Raw genomic sequence first — 16,546 nt, 5'->3', positions numbered from 1 at the left:
GTGATCCGTGGCCGCGTGGACGTGACCCGCGGCCGCGTCGCCCCGCCGCCGCGGCCGCCGTCAGCCCTGTAGCAGCCGGTCCGCCACCCGCTGCGCCGCCCGCCCGTCGTCGAGGTCGCAGAACGCGGCCCGGAACGCCGCGTACGCGTCCGCGTGCCGGGCCCGCACCGCCCCGGCCTCCCGCACCGCCGCGCACAGTTCGGCGGTGGTCTTCAGCAGCGGTCCCGGCGCCGTGCGCTCCAGGTCCAGGGTCAGCCCCCGCACCAGGTCCCGGTAGTCCTCCAGGTCGTGCGTGTGCAGCAGCACCGGCCGCCCGGTCAGCGTGAAGTCGCACATCAGCGACGAGTAGTCGGTCACCAGCACGTCCGCCACCAGCATCAGCGCCGCCGGGTCCGGGTGCCCCGACACGTCCCGCACGAACGGCGTACGCGGCACCGCCGGACCCGTCGCCAGCGGGTGCCGGCGGACCAGCAGCACGTGGTCGGCGCCCAGCTCGCGCTCGGCCAGCTCCAGGTCCAGGTTCCGCCCCGGATCGAAGCCGAACCGGCCCTCCGCGTGCGCCAGGTGGTCCCGGAACGTCGGCGCGTACAGCACCGTCCGCGCCCCCGGCGGCAGCTCCAGCGCCCGCCGCAGCTCCTCCGCGGCCTTCTCCCGGTCGGGGGCCAGCAGCAGGTCGTTGTGCGGCGAGCCCGCCTCCAGCACCTCGCCCGCGTACCCCAGGGCCCGGCGCAGCACCCCGGTCGCGAAGGTGCTCGGCGAGACCAGCACCGACCACTGCCGGGTCTGCCGGGGCAGCGCCTCCAGCCTGCGGTGGTCGGCGTACACCCCGCCGGTCAGGTCCGTGCCGACCCGCTTCACCGGCGTGCCCTGCCAGATCCGTACGACCGTCTGCTCGGGGCGCCGCTCGAACCAGTCCGGCAGGTCCGCCGCCGTCACGATCCGGCGTGACCGGGCCAGCGCCTCGTACCAGGCCGAGCCGTGCAGCTCGACGGGGGTGGCCGCGGGCGGCACCGGGGTCCGCTGGTCGTGCGTCACCCACAGGTGCTCCACGTCGGTGCCCCGCCGCAGCAGCTCGGCGTGCACCGCGCGGGCCGCGGGCGAGTCGCCGTAGAGCACCGTCTCGCGCAGCGGGCGGGCCAGGTGCGCCGGGTAGTGGGCGGTCTGGAGGATCTGCCGCCGGTACGGGCCCCGCTCGGCCCGCGGCAGCATCGACCCGGAGGTGAGGTGCAGCCGGTCCCCGTGCCGGCGGCTGACCGTGAACTCCCGCCCGGCCGCGGTGAACCGCAGCGGCAGTTCCTGGGCCGGAGCGGCCAGCAGGCGCAGCGTGTGCTCGGTGCCGTTGGCCTCGCGCAGGTACGCCGCCCACTCGCCCTCCCGCAGGGCCCCGCCGCCGGGACCCACCCGTACGGCGAACCGGCCCTCCTGCGGGGCGACCGGAGTGACCAGCTCCTCGTGCAGCGTGGTGTGCCGCAGCACCAGCTCCGCCCCCGCGTCCTGGGCGCAGTCGCCCTCCAGGCACAGCACCGCCCCCTCCGGGTCCCAGGAGACGGCGGACAGCAGGGGCCGCTCGGTCAGCTCCACGGTGAGCCGGCCGTACGGGTCGGTCAGCACGCACAGCGGGTGCCGGCCGGGCGGCAGCGCCGGCGAGGAGGCCAGCTCGGCGGTGGTGCCGTCGGGCAGCACCAGTTCCGCGGCCCACACCTCGCCGTCCGGGGCGCCGACCTGGGCCGGGTCGAGGTGCGGGACGCGGGGGGCCTCGTACAGCAGGGCCGGGTCGACCGTCACGGTGAAGGAACGCCCGTCGGCCGACAGGGGGAAGAGGAACCCGTCGCCGCCGCGGCGGCCCAGCCGCAGGTGGGAGGGGACGGTGTCGCCGAAGAGGGTGCCGGAGAGGGTCAGCGGGCCCCCGTCCGGCAGCTCGTGTCCGGTCACCAGCGCCGCGTACGGGCGCACCCGCAGCACCGCGCGGCCCTCGGCGAAGTCCAGCGTCACCCGCGTGCCCAGGCCCCGGTCGAAGACCAGCGGCTGCGCCCGCCCCTGGTCCAGGGCCCGGACCGCCGCCCGGCGCAGGCCGCTGACCACGGAGACGTCCCAGTCGCCGGGGCGCAGCCCGTGCGGGTCCACGGTCATCTCGAAGCCGGAGCCGTCGTAGTCGTGCCGGTGCTGGCCGGACTGCTCGGTGGCCTCCGAGGCCGTCGTGCCGCGGGTGGGGACGAGGCGCAGCGCGCGCCCCGACCTCAGCACCCCGGTCCGCAGGGGCAGCCGGGGCGCGGCCGCGCCGAGGTTGCGGATGTACGCGTAGCCGGTCATCCGCAGCCGTCCGTCCGCGCCCCAGGCCGCGGACAGCAGCCTGGCCACCACCGGCAGGTCGGAGCCGCGCAGCCGGGTGGTGGCGGCGGGCAGCGGCACCCCGGGGAAGACCGCGTGCCGGCGGCGGACGTCGAAGACCGGCCCCTCGGCGATCAGGTCCAGCAGCTCGGGTACCCGCCCCTCCCGGACCAGCTGGTACTGGGCGCGCAGGTCGACCGGCAGGTCCTCGGTGACCGTGGGCCCGGCCCGGTCGAGGAAGGCGGCCGTGCCGGCCAGCAGGGTGTCGCGGAAGTCGGGGCCGCCCGCCGGGAGCCGGCGCAGGAAGAACACGAAGTCGTCGCGCAGGCAGGACACGTCGTACGTGCGCCGGTGGCCGGTGGAGCCCCCGGCCCGGCCCCGGCCGGCGGAGGAGCCGGGGCCCAGCCGCGCCAGGAACTCGCTGATCTCCTCGCAGGCCGCGATCCGGTCCCGCACCCCCGCCGCGTCCGCGCCCCGCCGGCTGACCGAACCGCCGCGCACCCGCCAGTAGTAGACGTGCCCGTGCAGCACGTCCACCGAGTCCGCCAGGAAGTGCGCGGGGATGGTGACCGGCGCGTCCTCGTACAGCCGGCCCTCGGGGAAGACGAGCTGGTGCCGGTCCCAGAAGGACCTGCGGAACACCTTGTTCCGGGCGGACCGGTCGGTCAGCAGCTCCCACCGGCGGGTGATGTGCGTGCCCGCCAGGTCGCCGCCCAGCCACCGGTACCGGCGGACCTGCTCGCGCTCGCGGCCCCGCAGCCGCCACACGTTGCCGGTGGCGAAGTCCGAGCCGGTCCGCTCCAGACTGGCCAGCATCCGCTCGTACGCGTCCGGGGCGACCAGGTCGTCGCCGTCGACGAAGGTCAGGTACGGGACGCCCGGACCCGTGTGCCGCACCCCGGTGTTGCGGGCCGCCGCCAGGCCCGCGTGGGGCTGCCGCACGTACCGGAAGCGCGGGTCGCCCGCCGCGAACGCCTCCGCGATCCGCCCGCTGCCGTCCGTGGACCCGTCGTCCACCAGCACGGCCTCCAGGTCGGCGGCCGTCTGGGCGGCGACCGACCGCAGGCAGGCGAGCAGGTACGGCTCGACGTCGTGGACCGGGATGACAACGCTCAGGCGGGGCTTCACGGGTGGCGCCTTCCGGGACGCGGGTGACGGGTCGTGCGCAACGGCTCAGTCCAGCGTGAGCCGGTCGAAGTCCCGGGGGCCGCGGCGCTGCGAGGGCGCCGTGACCGAGGCGGCGGGGGCGGCCGGGGCCGGGCGCCGCTCCTCCGGCGGCACGAAGGCCGGCAGCCCCGCCGGCTGGTCCAGGAACACCCGGCGCACCACGCGCTCCGCCGCGTGCCCGTCGTCGTACGTGCAGAACCGGGCCCGGAACGCGGCCCGCAGCTGGGCCGAGCGGGAGCCCTGCCAGTGGCCGGTGGCGAAGATGTCGACCAGCTCGTCCTCGGTCTTCGCGATCGCGCCCGGCGGACAGGACCGCAGGTCGAAGTAGGTGCCGCGGGCCGCCTCGTACGCCTCCCAGTCGTCCGCGTGGATCACGATCGGCCGGTCCAGCACCGCGTAGTCGAACATCAGGGACGAGTAGTCGGTGACCAGCGCGTCCGAGGCCAGGCACAGCTCCTCGACCGACGGGTGGTCCGAGACGTCGACCAGCCGCGGGTGCGGCTCGGCGCCGAGCGGGCCGCCGTACGTGTGGTGGGCGCGGGCCAGGATGGTGAAGCGCGGGCCGAGGTCCCGCAGCACCTTCTCGAAGTCCGGCTGGTCGGGGCGGCTGCGCCGGTAGTCGCGGTGCGTGGGCGCGTACAGGATGGCGGTGGTGCCGGCCGGGATGCCCAGGCGCTCGCGGATCTCCAGCACCTCGGCCGCGCCGGCCCGGTGGAAGACGTCGTTGCGCGGGTAGCCGTACTCCAGCGTGGTGTAGCGCGCGGGCAGGGCCTTCTCCCAGACCAGGGTCGAGTGCCGGTTGGCCGACAGCAGGTAGTCCCACTGGTCGGCGCCGCGCAGCAGGCCCGCGAAGTCGGCGGTGGGGGTGGCGGCCGGGCGGTCCAGCAGGTCCAGGCCCACCCGCTTGAGCGGGGTGCCGTGCTGGGTCTGGAGCAGCACCTGGCCGGGCCGCTTGCGCAGGCCCCGGTCGAAGTTGACGTTGGTCACCAGGTACCGGGCCCGGGCCAGGGCCGTCCAGTACGCGAAGGTGTCCGGCCGCAGCCGTGCGGTGGCGGCCGGCACGGTGGCGTCGTGGGCCGGTCCGCAGATCCAGGCGGTCCTGATGCGGGGGGCCAGCTCCCGCAGCTTCTCCTCGATGGCCGCCGGGTTGCAGGCGTAGCCGCCGTGCCAGTACGCGGAGAACACCGCCAGGTCCGGGCGGAGCGGCAGCCGCCGCTGGAGGCGGTAGTGGAGCAGCATCAGCCCCGAGCGCACCGCCGCCCAGGCGGCCCGGGCCCGCGCCCGGCCGCGCAGGACGGCGCGGTACAGCCCGGCGACGGCACCGTACGTACGCGGCGTGCCCAGCCGCATCAGCGCGTGCCGGGCCCGTACCGCCGGGGCCGGGGCCGCTCCCCGGACCCGGTGGCGGCGCAGCCGGGCGCGGGCCTCGCGGAAGAACTCGGCCCGCGAACCGCGCGGCAGGCGCCCGGGGATCGCCAGCAGCCGGGAGTGGTGGTCGGCCATCCGGCGGTAGAGCAGCGGCCGCCAGCGGTCCAGCTGGGGGTGCTCGCCGAGGAACGCGAACAGCCGGTCGTACTGGCCGGAGAGGTCGAGGTGGCGGCGGCCGGGGGTGGTCAGCATGGAGCCGGTGCGGCGCTGCCGGTAGTGCACGCACACCCGGTCCAGGACGGCGATGGACCCGGCGGTCAGCAGCGCCGGGTAGCTCCACGGGATGTCCGGGTAGTGGCCGGGCGGGAAGGTGAAGCCGGAGCGCTCGGTGAACTCACGGCGGTAGGCCTTGTTCCAGGCCACCGCCAGCAGGCCGAGGAGGGCGGGCCGGTCGGCGATGCGGAAGCTGGCCGGACCCTCCTCGGAGAGGCGGTCGGCCAGCTGGTTGCGCACGGTCTCGCCGGACCAGTACGTGCGCGCGTAGTCGTACACCAGGACGTCGGGGGAGCCGGTGGCCTTGAGCCGGTCGGCGATGGCCTGGAGACCGCCCGGGGCCAGCGTGTCGTCGCCGTCGAGGAAGATCAGGTAGTCGCCGGTGGCCCGGGCGGCGCCCGCGTTCCGTGCCGGGCCGGGCCCCGTGTTGTGCGGCAGGTGGACGGCCGTGACGCGGGGGTCGCGGGACGCGTACCCGTCGATGATCGAGCCGCAGGCGTCGGGGGAGCAGTCGTCGACGGCGATCAGTTCGAGGTCGGTGTACGACTGGGTCAGGACGGAGTCCAGACTCTCCTGGAGGTACGCCTGGACCTTGTACGCGGGCACGATGACGCTGAACCGGGGCACGGCACATCCAGGGGTCGGCGCGGGCATATTGCCCGTGAACCCCGGTCGCGGCGGGCGGGTTACGCGGTTCGTGGCATCCGGGTCATAAGCGTGATTACTCGATCATCGAGGGCCGGGCCCGGGCACCCGCCCGGGCCCGGCGGCTACTTGATCGCCCCGGCCAGCACGCCGGAGACGAACTGGCGCTGGAACGCGAAGAAGACGACCAGCGGCACCACCATCGAGATGAACGCGCCAGGCGCGAGCACGTCGATGTTGTTGCCGAACTGCCGTACCTGCTGCTGGAGGGCCACCGTGATCGGCGGCCGCGTGGAGTCCGCGAAGACCAGCGCCACCAGCATGTCGTTCCACACCCACAGGAACTGGAAGATGCCCAGCGAGGCGATGGCCGGACCGCCGAGCGGCAGCACCACCCGTGTGAACAGCCGCAGTTCGCCCGCCCCGTCGAGGCGGGCCGCCTCCAGCAGCTCCCGCGGGATCTCGGCGAAGAAGTTGCGCAGCAGGAAGACCGCGAACGGCAGCCCGAAGGCGGTGTGGAACAGCACCACCCCGGCCGTGGTCTCGAACAGCCCGATCGCTCCGAAGAGTTCGGACACCGGGATCAGGGCCACCTGCACCGGCACCACCAGCAGCGCCACGACCACCAGGAACAGCGCGTCCCGGCCGGGGAACTCCAGCCAGGCGAACGCGTACCCGGCGAAGGCCCCGAGGGTGAGGACGAGCAGCGTCGCCGGCACGGTGATCAGCACCGTGCTGACCAGGGAGGTGGTCACCGCCTCGTTGGACAGCAGCGCCGAGTAGTTCTCGGCGGTCAGCCGGGCCGGCGCGGTCAGCGCCCGCCACCAGCCCCCGGACGCGAGGTCCGCGGGGGAGAGCAGCGAGGAGACCAGCAGCCCCACGGTCGGCAGCAGCCAGAAGGCGGCCGCCAGCACCAGGAACACCCGCACCGCGCCGGACGCGGCCCGGGCCGCGAGGCGGGAGGCGAGCGGTACGGCGGCCCGGGGACCGGCCGTACCGGCCCCGGCGGGAGCGGTGCGGGGGGCTGCGGCGTGCGGGGCGGCACCGTTCACCGGGCGCCCTCCTTCCTCATCCGGCGGATGTTGAACCACATCACCGGCACCACCAGCACCAGCAGCAGCACCGCGATCGCGGAGCCCAGCCCCTGGTCGGCGTCCGTGCCGAAGGAGGTCCGGTAGAGCTGGAGCGCCAGCACGTTCGCGTCGTCCTGCACCGCGCCCGGCGCGATCACGAAGACCAGGTCGAAGATCTTCATCACGTTGATCACGAGCGTCACCAGGACCACCGCGAGCACCGGCGCCAGCAGCGGCACCGTCACCCGCCGGAACACCTGCCACTCGTTCGCCCCGTCCACCCGGGCCGCCTCCAGCAGCTCCCGCGGCACCGCGGCCAGACCCGCGCCGATCAGCACCATCGCGAAGCCCGCCCACATCCACACGTACGCGCCGATCACCGACGGGGTCACCAGCGCCGGCCCCAGCCAGTCCACCCCCGCGTACGGCTCCCGGAAGTTCTCCGCGGGCAGCCGCAGCAGCGCGCCGTCCGCCGCACCCGGCAGGACGAAGGTGCCGTCCGACCCGGCCCGCGCCGAGGCCACCACCCGCCCGTCCCGCACCGCCTCCACTCGCATCCCCGCGTACCCCGGCTCGCGGGCGTCCACCGCGCCCCGCTGCCCGCCGCCGCCCCGCGCGAAGTCCTGCCACACGACGCCCGTCACCCGGCCCGGCTCCGCACCGGCGGCCCGCGCGGGCGCGGTCCCGTCCGGCAGCTCCTCCGGCCGTACGCCGACCAGCGGCAGCGCCACCGGCACGCCCGCCCGTGCCGGCGCGCGGGTCACGTACCCCCCGCTCCCGTCCGCCACCAGCGGCGCGTCGGGGCGCGGACGGGCCCGCGGGAAGGCCGAGGACTCGGCGAAGGTGTCGTGCACCCCGACCCACACCGCGTTCGCCACGCCCCGGCCGGGGTCCTGCTCGTACACCAGGCGGAAGATGATCCCCGCCGCCAGCATCGAGATCGCCATCGGCATGAACACCAGCAGCTTGAACGCCGTGCCCCAGCGCACCCGTTCCGTGAGCACCGCGAAGACCAGGCCCAGCGCGGTGGCGGCGGCCGGCGCGGCCACCACCCAGACCGCGGTGTTGGCCAGCGCGGTCCGCACCGCGCCGTCCGAGAACAGCGCCGCGTAGTTGTCCAGTCCGGCGAAGGAGCGGCCGCTGCGGTCGAAGAGGCTGCGCCAGACCGAGTAGCCGATGGGCTGGACGACCAGCGCGCCCAGCAGGAGGAGCGCGGGCAGGAGGAAGACCGCCGCGACGGTCCCCCTCCGGCGCGCGGCGCTGCGGGAGGGCCCGGCCACCGGGTCAGCCCTTCCCGTACGCCTTGACCGCGGCGGCCTCCAGCCGTTCCTGGACCCCCGCGACGTCCTCCGGGTTCTTCAGGAAGTCCTGGAGCGCCTTCCACTCGCCGGCCCCCGGGGTGCCGCCGAACGCGGCCGGGGCCTGGTCCGACATGTCGAACCGGAAGTCGTCGCCGGCCGCGACCAGCGCCTTGGCGATCTCCCGCTGCACGTCGTCCGGGTACACCGCCGGGCTGACCGCCTTGTTGGGCGAGACGAAACCGCCCTGGGCGGCCCAGATCGAGGCCGCGTCGGGCGAGGCGAGGAAGGTCAGCAGAGCCTGCGCGCCCTTGGAGGGCTTGAGCGCCACCGCCACGTCGCCGCCGGACACCACCGGGGCCTTGTCGCCCACCGCCGGGAACGGGAACACCAGGGCGTCCTTGCCGATCTCCGCGTCCGTCTCCGCGATGTTGACGGCCACGAAGTCGCCCTCGAAGACCATCGCGGCGGCCGGCCGGTCCCCGCCCGCGAAGGTCTGCGTGACGGACTTGGGGAACTCGGTCGCCAGCGCCCCGGTCTGACCGCCCGCCAGGTAGTCCTTGCGGCCGAACAGCTGGGCGAGGGTGCCCAGCGCCTCACCGACGGTCGGATCCGTCCACTCGATCTCGTGGCGGGCCAGCTTGTCGTACCTCTCGGGCCCGGCCTGGGAGAGGTAGACGTTCTCGAACCAGTCCGTGAGCGTCCAGCCGTCCGCGCCGCCCACCGAGACGGGGGTCGTGCCCGAGGCGGACAGGTCCTCGGCGGTCTGGAGGAACTCCTTCCAGGTCGCCGGGGGCTTGGAGATCCCCGCGTTCTCGAACGCCGCCGCGTTGTACCAGACCAGCGACTTGTTGGCGGCCTTGAAGTACACGCCGTACTGGGTGCCGTCGACCGCGCCCAGGTTCTTCCAGCCCGCGGAGTAGTTCTTGTCGAGCTGCGCCCGCGCCTCCGGGCCCACCGGCTGCGCCCACTTCTTCTCCACGGCCTGCGCCAGCGCGCCGACCTGCGGGAGCATCGCCACGTCCGGCGGCTGCCCGCCGGCGATCTTCGTCCCGAGGAAGGTGACGATCGGGTCCTGCGCGGGGACGAAGGTCACCTTCGCGCCCGTGCGCTTCTCGAACTCCTTGAGCACCTTGGTGAAGTTGGCCTGTTCCGGACCCGTCCAGACCGCGGCCACCGACACCGACTGCCCGGCCAGGGAGGGTAACTCCACGGTCCGGCCGGTGGACTTCCCGGGCGTGGGGCCGCCTTCCGGGGCCGCCTCGGGGTCGCTGGTGCAGGCGCTCAGCGCCAGCGCCCCGGCTGCCGCGAGTGCCGTCCAGGCGTACGCGGTACGGCGCTTGGCCGGACCGCGGCGGTGCGGTGTCCTGCTCCGGTTGCTGAGGGTTCCGTGCATCAGACTGCCCCCGTCTCCCTGTGTCCCGATCCCACAGGTCTACGCCCGCCCCGCCGCCACCCGCAATACCGCGTACGGAGCCCGCCGGAACGGACCGGTGCGCCGGGGCGCCGTCGCGGACGGCCTCAGGGAGCGGCCGGGAACAGCACCGGAACCGCCGAGACCAGCTGCGACGCGCGGTCCAGCGCGCTCGCGAGCAGGGCCAGGTCGGTGGGGCCGTTGCCCAGTTCGCGGACCGGCCGGCGGGCCGGCGGATCACCCATCCGCTCCCACTCCACGGGCACCACCGTCGGCCGCAGCGTCGCCGTGCGCGGGATCCGGCCGGTCACCCGGCCCCCCTGGAAGGGGGTCGTACGGCCGTCCGCGTGGCGCAGCAGTCCCCGGCCCGGCGAGGGCTGGTCGGGGCCGGTGCCGGCCGGGGCCGGCTCCAGCTCGACCCGCACGGTCGCCGCGCGGGCCAGCTCCGTCTCCGCCGTACGGTCCGGGCGCGCCGTCGAGGCCACCAGGTGGACGCCGAGCCGGGCGCCCTCCCGGGCCACCGCCTCCAGGGCGCGCACCACCGAACCGGCCGCCGGGCGGCCCGTACTGCCCAGCGCCGGGGCGACCAGCGCGTCGAGGTCGTCGACCACCACCACCAGGCGGGGCAGCGGGCTCGGCCCGGCCGGCTCCGCCCGGACGGTGGAGGACCGCAGCCGGAGCGTGCCCGTCCTGGCCGGGTCGAGGTCGCCCCGCAGCTCCGCGGGCGACGGCTGCCGGGGCGCGACGACCCGGCCGGGCGCCGCACCGGCCACCGCCGGGGACACCTCCCCCAGGCGCGCGTGCCACTCGGCGAAGGCGGTGCCGTCCAGCAGCTCCGACCGGCGCTTCAGCTCGGCCCCCAGCGCCTGCGCGAACTCCCGCATCCGCAGCGGGTCGGAGGCCACCAGGTGCGCCGAGACGTGCGGCAGCTCGGTGCACGGCGCCAGCCCCTCGCCCCGCTCGCCGCCCGCGCCGTCCAGCAGCACCAGCCCGAGCCGGTCCGGCCGGGACGCGGCGGAGAGGGAGGCGGCGACGGCGCGCAGCAGCTCGGTGCGGCCGCTGCCCGGAGGGCCCTCGACCAGCAGGTGCGGGCCCTCGGCGACCAGTTCGACGCCGACCGGCCCGCCCCTGCCGGTGCCCAGCACGACCTCGGCGTGCCCGCCGACCGTCTGGCCCTGGTCGGTGGCGGCGGCCCAGCGGGCCATCAGGGAGGCCGGGGTGGCCCGGGCCAGGCCCAGCTCGTCCAGCAGCCGGGCCGAGTGGGGCAGGGACGCGGCGGTCCGGCGCCGCGGCTCCTGGTCGCCCGCGTCCGCCCGCAGCGGTGCCAGGGCGCGGGCGAAGCGCTCGGCCCAGGCGGCCGAGACCGCGTCGGCGGTGACCACCTCGCCGTGGCCCGCGGGGCGGCCGCCGCGCACCGGCAGGACCCGCAGCGCGGTCGCGACGTCCCCGCTGAGCAGCGCGGCCGTCCCGCACTCGCGGAAGGCGGGGGAGGCCGCGCAGGCGGTCTCGAACGTCTCGGAGACGGGCGACGCCGGGGAGGCCGCGGGCGCCTCGGCCAGGCAGAGCAGGTGGATGCCGACGGCGGGGCCGTGCCCGGCCAGCCGGGCCACGGTGTCGCGCAGCGGGCCGGGGCCGGGGTCGCCGTCGAGGACCAGCACCGTGTACGGGCCGGAGTACGCGGCGGCCGCCTCCGCCACCGCCTCCCTGGGCTGGGAGGCCCAGTGCCGGCCCAGCGGGCCCTCGTCGAGGCGCCGGGTCAGCTCGGCCGTCCGCGCGGTGGCCTGGTCCTTGTCGTACGCGAGGAGCAGCCGGCAGTCCTGGCCGTGCGCGGGGCGCACGTGGGGCAGCCAGCCGAGCCAGGACCATTCGGCCCGGCGCTCCGCCAGGGGCCGGGCCCGGTCGGTGCTGACCAGGACGATCTCCAGGCCGCCGGGCGCGTGCAGGGCGGCCAGCTGGGCGAGGACGGACCGGGCCAGGCCGGCGAGCCGGGTGCGCGGTCCGGCGAGCGCGAGGGAGCCGGTGGCGCGCAGCCGGACGGCCGCGCCCTGCCCGAGCCGCACCTCCAGGGCCTCGGGGTGGGCGGGGTCCCGCTCCCAGAGCCGGGGACCGGGCCCGAGGGCGGCCAGCAGGAGTTCCGCGGGGTCGGGCCGGCCGTCGGCGGCGGGGGTGCGGGGGGCCGCGGGGTGGCCGCTGCCGCCGCCGGGCGTCTGCTCCTCCTGGCCGTCCCGGCCGGCCCAGCGGCGGGCCCAGGCCCCCAGGCCGCGGCGGCGGCGGGCGCCCGGGTCGGGGGAGGGGCCGGGGGCGTCGGCGAGTGCGGCGGCGGGGTCGTCGTACGGGCCGGGGGCGGCCGGAGCGACGGGTGCCGCCGGGGCGGCCTGGGAGGCGTACGGGGCCGGCGCGGCCGGGGCCCGGCCGTGCGGGGCGGCCCCGCCGTCGTACCGGCCGGGGGCGTGCTGGGCGCCGGCGGGGGCGTACGGAGCCCCGGGTGCGGGTGCGGGTGCGGGTGCGGGGGCCGGGCCCGGAGCCGGGTGACCGGCCGCGGCGGGGCCCTCCGCGGCGGGCCCGACGTGGTGCGTGGGGGAGCTGACGGTGCCGTACCGGGGGCGGACGTGCCCCTCCGGCTCCGCCTCGGGCCCGGGGCCGGTGTCGGGGTGCCGGCGCGCCGCCGGTACGTACCCCTCGGGGCCGCGCGCGGAGCCGTGCCCCTGGCCGTGCGGTTCCGGTACGGGCGCCTGGGCGGGGGCGCCGGCCGGTGCGGCGAGCCGCAGGTGCCCCTCGGAGTCCGGGGTGACCGCGCGGGTGCCCGCGGGGCCCGCGGGGCGCAGCCTCAGGGTGGACTCGCCGACCCGGAGCAGGGCCCCCGGCGGCAGCGGGACGGGGCGGGTGCCGAGCGGGGTGCCGTCGAGGGTGGTGCCGTTCGTGGAGCCGAGGTCGGCCACCGTCACCCGGCCGTCCTCCGAGACGGTCACCGCGCAGTGCAGCCGCGAGACGTCCGGGTCGTCCAGCGGCACGTCCGCGTCCGCGGACCGGCCGATCCGGATCTGCCCGCCGTGCAGCAGGTGGACGCCGCCCGCGTCGGGGCCCGCGACCACGTGCAGTTCGGCGGCCGCGCCGGCCGCCGGGTCCTCGTCCGCCACCGGGGCGTGCAGGGCGAGCACCGCACCGTCCACCAGGGGCGGCTCGCCGAGTATCCGGCGCTGGAGGTCGAGGCGCTCCTGGCCGGCGTAGAGGATCACCGTGCCGCCCGTGTCGGGGCCGCCGACGGTGGCGGCGAGGCCGGAGGCCACGGCGGCCAGCGCCGTCCCGGCCGGGGCCGTCACGAGCACGTCACAGGTCGCGGTCTGGTGGCCGCTGCGCGGCCCGAGGACGGTCAGCCGGATCTGCATCGCCGTCAGCGGTCCCTTCTGCGCGGTGCGCCCGGCAGGGAGGGGGCCCGGTGTGCCGCCCTGACGTCCCCCCGCCCGGCACGGACGCGTCGCCCGGTCAGGTCTGCCGGACCGAGGGGCTCCCGTCCCCGCGGTTCCGTGCTGGGTGCATCCTCGCACCTGTCGCCGACAACACGCCCGGCACCCACCCAGAAGTGATCTTGATCGATCGCGGGGGCGTCCGAAACCGTACGCAAATCACCTCGCGGGCGTCCCCGCGCGGCCCACCCGTCGCACGCGTGTGCGGCAACCATCCCTCCGAGGCCCGCGTCTTCCCCGTAGCCACCCCCTAGAGTGGGCGGAACGAGGAAATTGACAGCAGGGAGCTGGTGACGTGCGGCCAGTCGGCAGCAAGTACTTCCTGGAGGAGCCGCTCGGCCGCGGCGCCACCGGGACCGTCTGGCGTGCCCGCCAGCGGGAGACGGCGGGTGCCGAGGCGGCCGTCGCCGGGCAGCCCGGCGAGACCGTCGCCATCAAGGTGCTCAAGGAGGAGCTGGCCCACGACGCCGACGTCGTGATGCGCTTCCTCCGCGAGCGCTCGGTCCTGCTGCGCCTCACCCACCCGAACATCGTGCGCACCCGCGACCTGGTCGTCGAGGGCGACCTCCTCGCCCTGGTCATGGACCTGATCGACGGCCCGGACCTGCACCGGTACATCCGCGAGAACGGCCCCTTCACGCCGGTCGCCGCGAGCCTGCTGACCGCCCAGATCGCCGACGCGCTCGCCGCCAGCCACGCCGACGGCGTGGTCCACCGCGACCTCAAGCCGGCGAACGTGCTGCTCGACGAGAGCGGCGGCCAGATGCGCCCGATGCTGACCGACTTCGGCATCGCCCGCCTCGCCGACTCCCCGGGCCTGACCCGCACCCACGAGTTCGTCGGCACCCCCGCGTACGTGGCGCCCGAGTCCGCCGAGGGCCGCCCGCAGACCTCAGCCGTGGACATCTACGGCGCCGGCATCCTGCTGTACGAGCTGGTCACCGGCCGTCCGCCGTTCGCCGGCGGCACCGCCCTGGAGGTCCTGCACCGGCACCTCAGCGAGGAGCCGCAGCGCCCCTCGACGATGCCGGAGCCGCTGTGGACGGTCATCGAGCGCTGCCTGCGCAAGGAGCCGGACGAGCGGCCGAGCGCCCAGAGCCTGGCCCGCGCCCTGCGCGTGGTCGCGGCCGGCATCGGCGTGCACTCCAGCCCCACCGAGGTCGAGGCCGCCCTCGGCGTCGGCGCGCTCCTCGCGCCCGACCCGTCCCCGGCCCCGGTCCCCGAAACGCCAGGCGCCGCGGACCCGACCCAGGTGCTGCCCAGCACCGCCGCGGCCGGCGCGTACGACCCGAACGCGGCGACCAGCGTCATGCCGCCCGTCTCCGCACAGGGCCCGGCCGGAGCCGAGGACGCCACCTCGGTGCTGCCGCCCATCGGCGCCCAGGGCGGACCGGGCGCCGCCGACCCGACCGCGGTCATGCCGCCGGTGCAGCGGCCGGACGCGCCGCACCCGTGGCAGTCGCAGCTCCAGGGCGTCCGGGACCGGAACGAGCAGACGCAGATCCAGTACCTCGACCCGAGCGAGGACCCCCTGCGCCGCCGCCCGCAGCGCCAGGCCCCGCCGCCGGCGCCCCCGGTGCAGCCGCGCCGGCAGCCGCAGCAGCAACCGCAGCCCCAGCAGTACCGCCAGGCCCCGCAGGCCCAGCCGTACCAGCGGCCGGCCCACCCGCAGCAGCCCTATCCGCAGCAGCCGCCGCACTACCAGGCGCCGCCCGCTCCGTACCAACAGCCGTACCAGCAGCCGCAGCACCAGCCGCAGCCGTACGCGGCCCCGCCGCAGCAGCCCCCCGCCCGCCCGGCGGCGCCGCAGCGCGAGCCGCGCGAGCGCGAGCCCCGGCGCCGCAGCGCCAACCCGATGCGGATCCCGGGCCTGGGCTGCCTCAAGGGCTGCCTGTTCGTGATCGTGCTGTTCGTGGTCGCGGGCTGGATGATCTGGGAGCTCACCCCGGTCGGCGGCTGGGTCACCGACGGGGCCGAGACCACCAAGAGCTGGTGGGACCAGCTCTGGTCGTGGGGCAAGTCCATCACCGACTTCATCGGCGACATCGGCGGCGGATCTGGTGGCGGCTCGGGTGGCGGGGGCGCCGCGTAGGCGCCTCTCCGGGGCCCGATAGCGCCGACCACGTGGATTTGTCGACTTCTGGGGCGCGATTTCGCCCACAGAAGTGAAGGTCACCGAGAAGTGGGCCCCCTAATGGCCCTCATCGCCCTCCCGGCCGCGTACTTTTGTGCCGTACGCCAGCCGCTGAGGGAGCAGTCGTGGCACGGAAGATCGGCAGCCGGTACACCGCGCACCAGATCCTGGGGCGCGGCAGCGCGGGCACGGTGTGGCTGGGCGAGGGGCCGGACGGGCCCGTCGCCGTCAAGCTGCTCCGCGAGGACCTCGCGTCCGACCAGGAGCTGGTCGGACGCTTCGTCCAGGAGCGCAGCGCCCTGCTCGGCCTCGACCACCCGCACGTCGTCGGCGTGCGCGACCTCGTCGTGGACGGCAACGACCTCGCGCTCGTGATGGACCTCGTGCGCGGCACGGACCTGCGCACCCGGCTCGACCGCGAGCGCCGCCTCGCGCCCGAGGCCGCCGTCGCGATCGTGGCCGACGTGGCCGACGCGCTGGCCGCCGCGCACGCGGCCGGGGTCGTGCACCGGGACGTGAAGCCCGAGAACGTGCTGCTCGACATGCAGGGGCCGCTCGGCCCCGGCGGGTCGCACCCCGCCCTGCTGACCGACTTCGGCGTCGCGAAGCTCATCGACACCCCGAACCGGTCCGGCGCCCCCGCGTCCGGCGCCCGTACGCGGATCATCGGCACCCCGGATTACCTCGCGCCCGAGATCGTCGAGGGCCTGCCCCCGCGCGCCGCCGTCGACATATACGCCCTGGCCACGGTGCTGTACGAGCTGCTCGCCGGGTTCACCCCGTTCGGCGGCGGCCACCCCGGGGCGGTCCTGCGCCGGCACGTGACCGAGACCGTGGTGCCGCTGCCCGGCATCCCCGACGAGCTGTGGCAGCTCGTCGTCCAGTGCCTGGCCAAGGCCCCCGCCTCCCGGCTCAGGGCCTCCGAGCTGTCCGCCCGCCTGCGGGACCTGCTGCCGATGCTCGCCGGGATGCCGCCGCTGGACGTGGACGAGCCGGACGACCTGGACGCGGACGAGCCGGAGTACGAGGAGACCCCCGCGGCGGCACCGGGCGAGCCGGTCCGCCGGCGCGGTGCCGTACCGCTGGTGCGCGGCTCCGCCACCGACTCCAACCGCGACACGCACACCTCGATGCGCGTGCCCGGCCCCGACGAACTCGCCGGCGGCGCGCTGGGCACCGCCCGCGTCCCGCGCCCCACGGGCGCCCCGCGCCCCGGGTCCGCCCGGCACCGCGCCGAGGCCGTCCGCAAGCGGCGTCTGGTGCTCGGCACGGCGGCGGTGGCCCTGGCGGCGGCGGTGGGCGTCGGCGGCTGGCTGGCCTCGGGCCCGGACGAGGCGCCGCCGCAGGACTCGAAGCGGACGGGGCAGGTCGCCCCGTAGCGG

General features: G+C 76.5%; 8 protein-coding genes. 2 read left to right on the top strand and 6 right to left on the bottom strand.

From position 1 onward, the window contains the following. Positions 1 to 60: 60 nt before the first annotated feature. The 6 genes from ACIQUR_RS26635 to ACIQUR_RS26610 form a co-directional block, all read right to left on the bottom strand. Positions 61 to 3,456, bottom strand: coding sequence for a CDP-glycerol glycerophosphotransferase family protein (locus ACIQUR_RS26635; protein WP_403669030.1), 3,396 nt, complete (start codon positions 3,454 to 3,456; stop codon positions 61 to 63). Positions 3,457 to 3,501: 45 nt separating this feature from the next. Then, on the bottom strand, positions 3,502 to 5,763 hold the full coding sequence (locus ACIQUR_RS26630) for a CDP-glycerol glycerophosphotransferase family protein (protein WP_403669027.1): 2,262 nt from the start codon (positions 5,761 to 5,763) through the stop codon (positions 3,502 to 3,504). 143 nt (positions 5,764 to 5,906) lie between these two features. Then, the gene (locus ACIQUR_RS26625) at positions 5,907 to 6,833 is read right to left on the bottom strand and encodes a carbohydrate ABC transporter permease (protein ID WP_403669024.1); all 927 of its coding nucleotides are present in this window, start codon (positions 6,831 to 6,833) and stop codon (positions 5,907 to 5,909) included. Next, complete coding sequence (locus ACIQUR_RS26620) at positions 6,830 to 8,134, bottom strand: carbohydrate ABC transporter permease (RefSeq protein ID WP_403669021.1); 1,305 nt, start codon at positions 8,132 to 8,134, stop codon at positions 6,830 to 6,832. The genes ACIQUR_RS26625 and ACIQUR_RS26620 overlap by 4 nt, the downstream gene beginning before the upstream one ends. A 4-nt stretch (positions 8,135 to 8,138) precedes the next feature. Continuing rightward, complete coding sequence (locus tag ACIQUR_RS26615; RefSeq protein ID WP_403669017.1) at positions 8,139 to 9,548, bottom strand: ABC transporter substrate-binding protein; 1,410 nt, start codon at positions 9,546 to 9,548, stop codon at positions 8,139 to 8,141. A gap of 125 nt (positions 9,549 to 9,673) precedes the next feature. Beyond that, the gene (locus ACIQUR_RS26610) at positions 9,674 to 12,952 is read right to left on the bottom strand and encodes an FHA domain-containing protein (protein ID WP_403669014.1); all 3,279 of its coding nucleotides are present in this window, start codon (positions 12,950 to 12,952) and stop codon (positions 9,674 to 9,676) included. Between the two features lie 373 nt (positions 12,953 to 13,325). Here ACIQUR_RS26610 and ACIQUR_RS26605 point away from each other — a divergent pair, with 373 nt between their 5' ends. Continuing rightward, a complete protein-coding gene (locus ACIQUR_RS26605; RefSeq protein ID WP_403669011.1) occupies positions 13,326 to 15,122 on the top strand; it encodes a protein kinase in 1,797 nt (598 codons plus the stop codon). 167 nt (positions 15,123 to 15,289) lie between these two features. Beyond that, complete coding sequence (locus ACIQUR_RS26600) at positions 15,290 to 16,543, top strand: serine/threonine-protein kinase (protein WP_403669008.1); 1,254 nt, start codon at positions 15,290 to 15,292, stop codon at positions 16,541 to 16,543. The last annotated feature ends 3 nt before the right edge of the window (positions 16,544 to 16,546 follow it).

The sequence above is a fragment of the Streptomyces sp. NPDC101132 genome (genome assembly GCF_044759225.1).
Taxonomy (GTDB): domain Bacteria; phylum Actinomycetota; class Actinomycetes; order Streptomycetales; family Streptomycetaceae; genus Streptomyces.
Note: the sequence above shows the minus strand (reverse complement) of the source record. Positions and strands in the feature narration are given on the sequence as shown.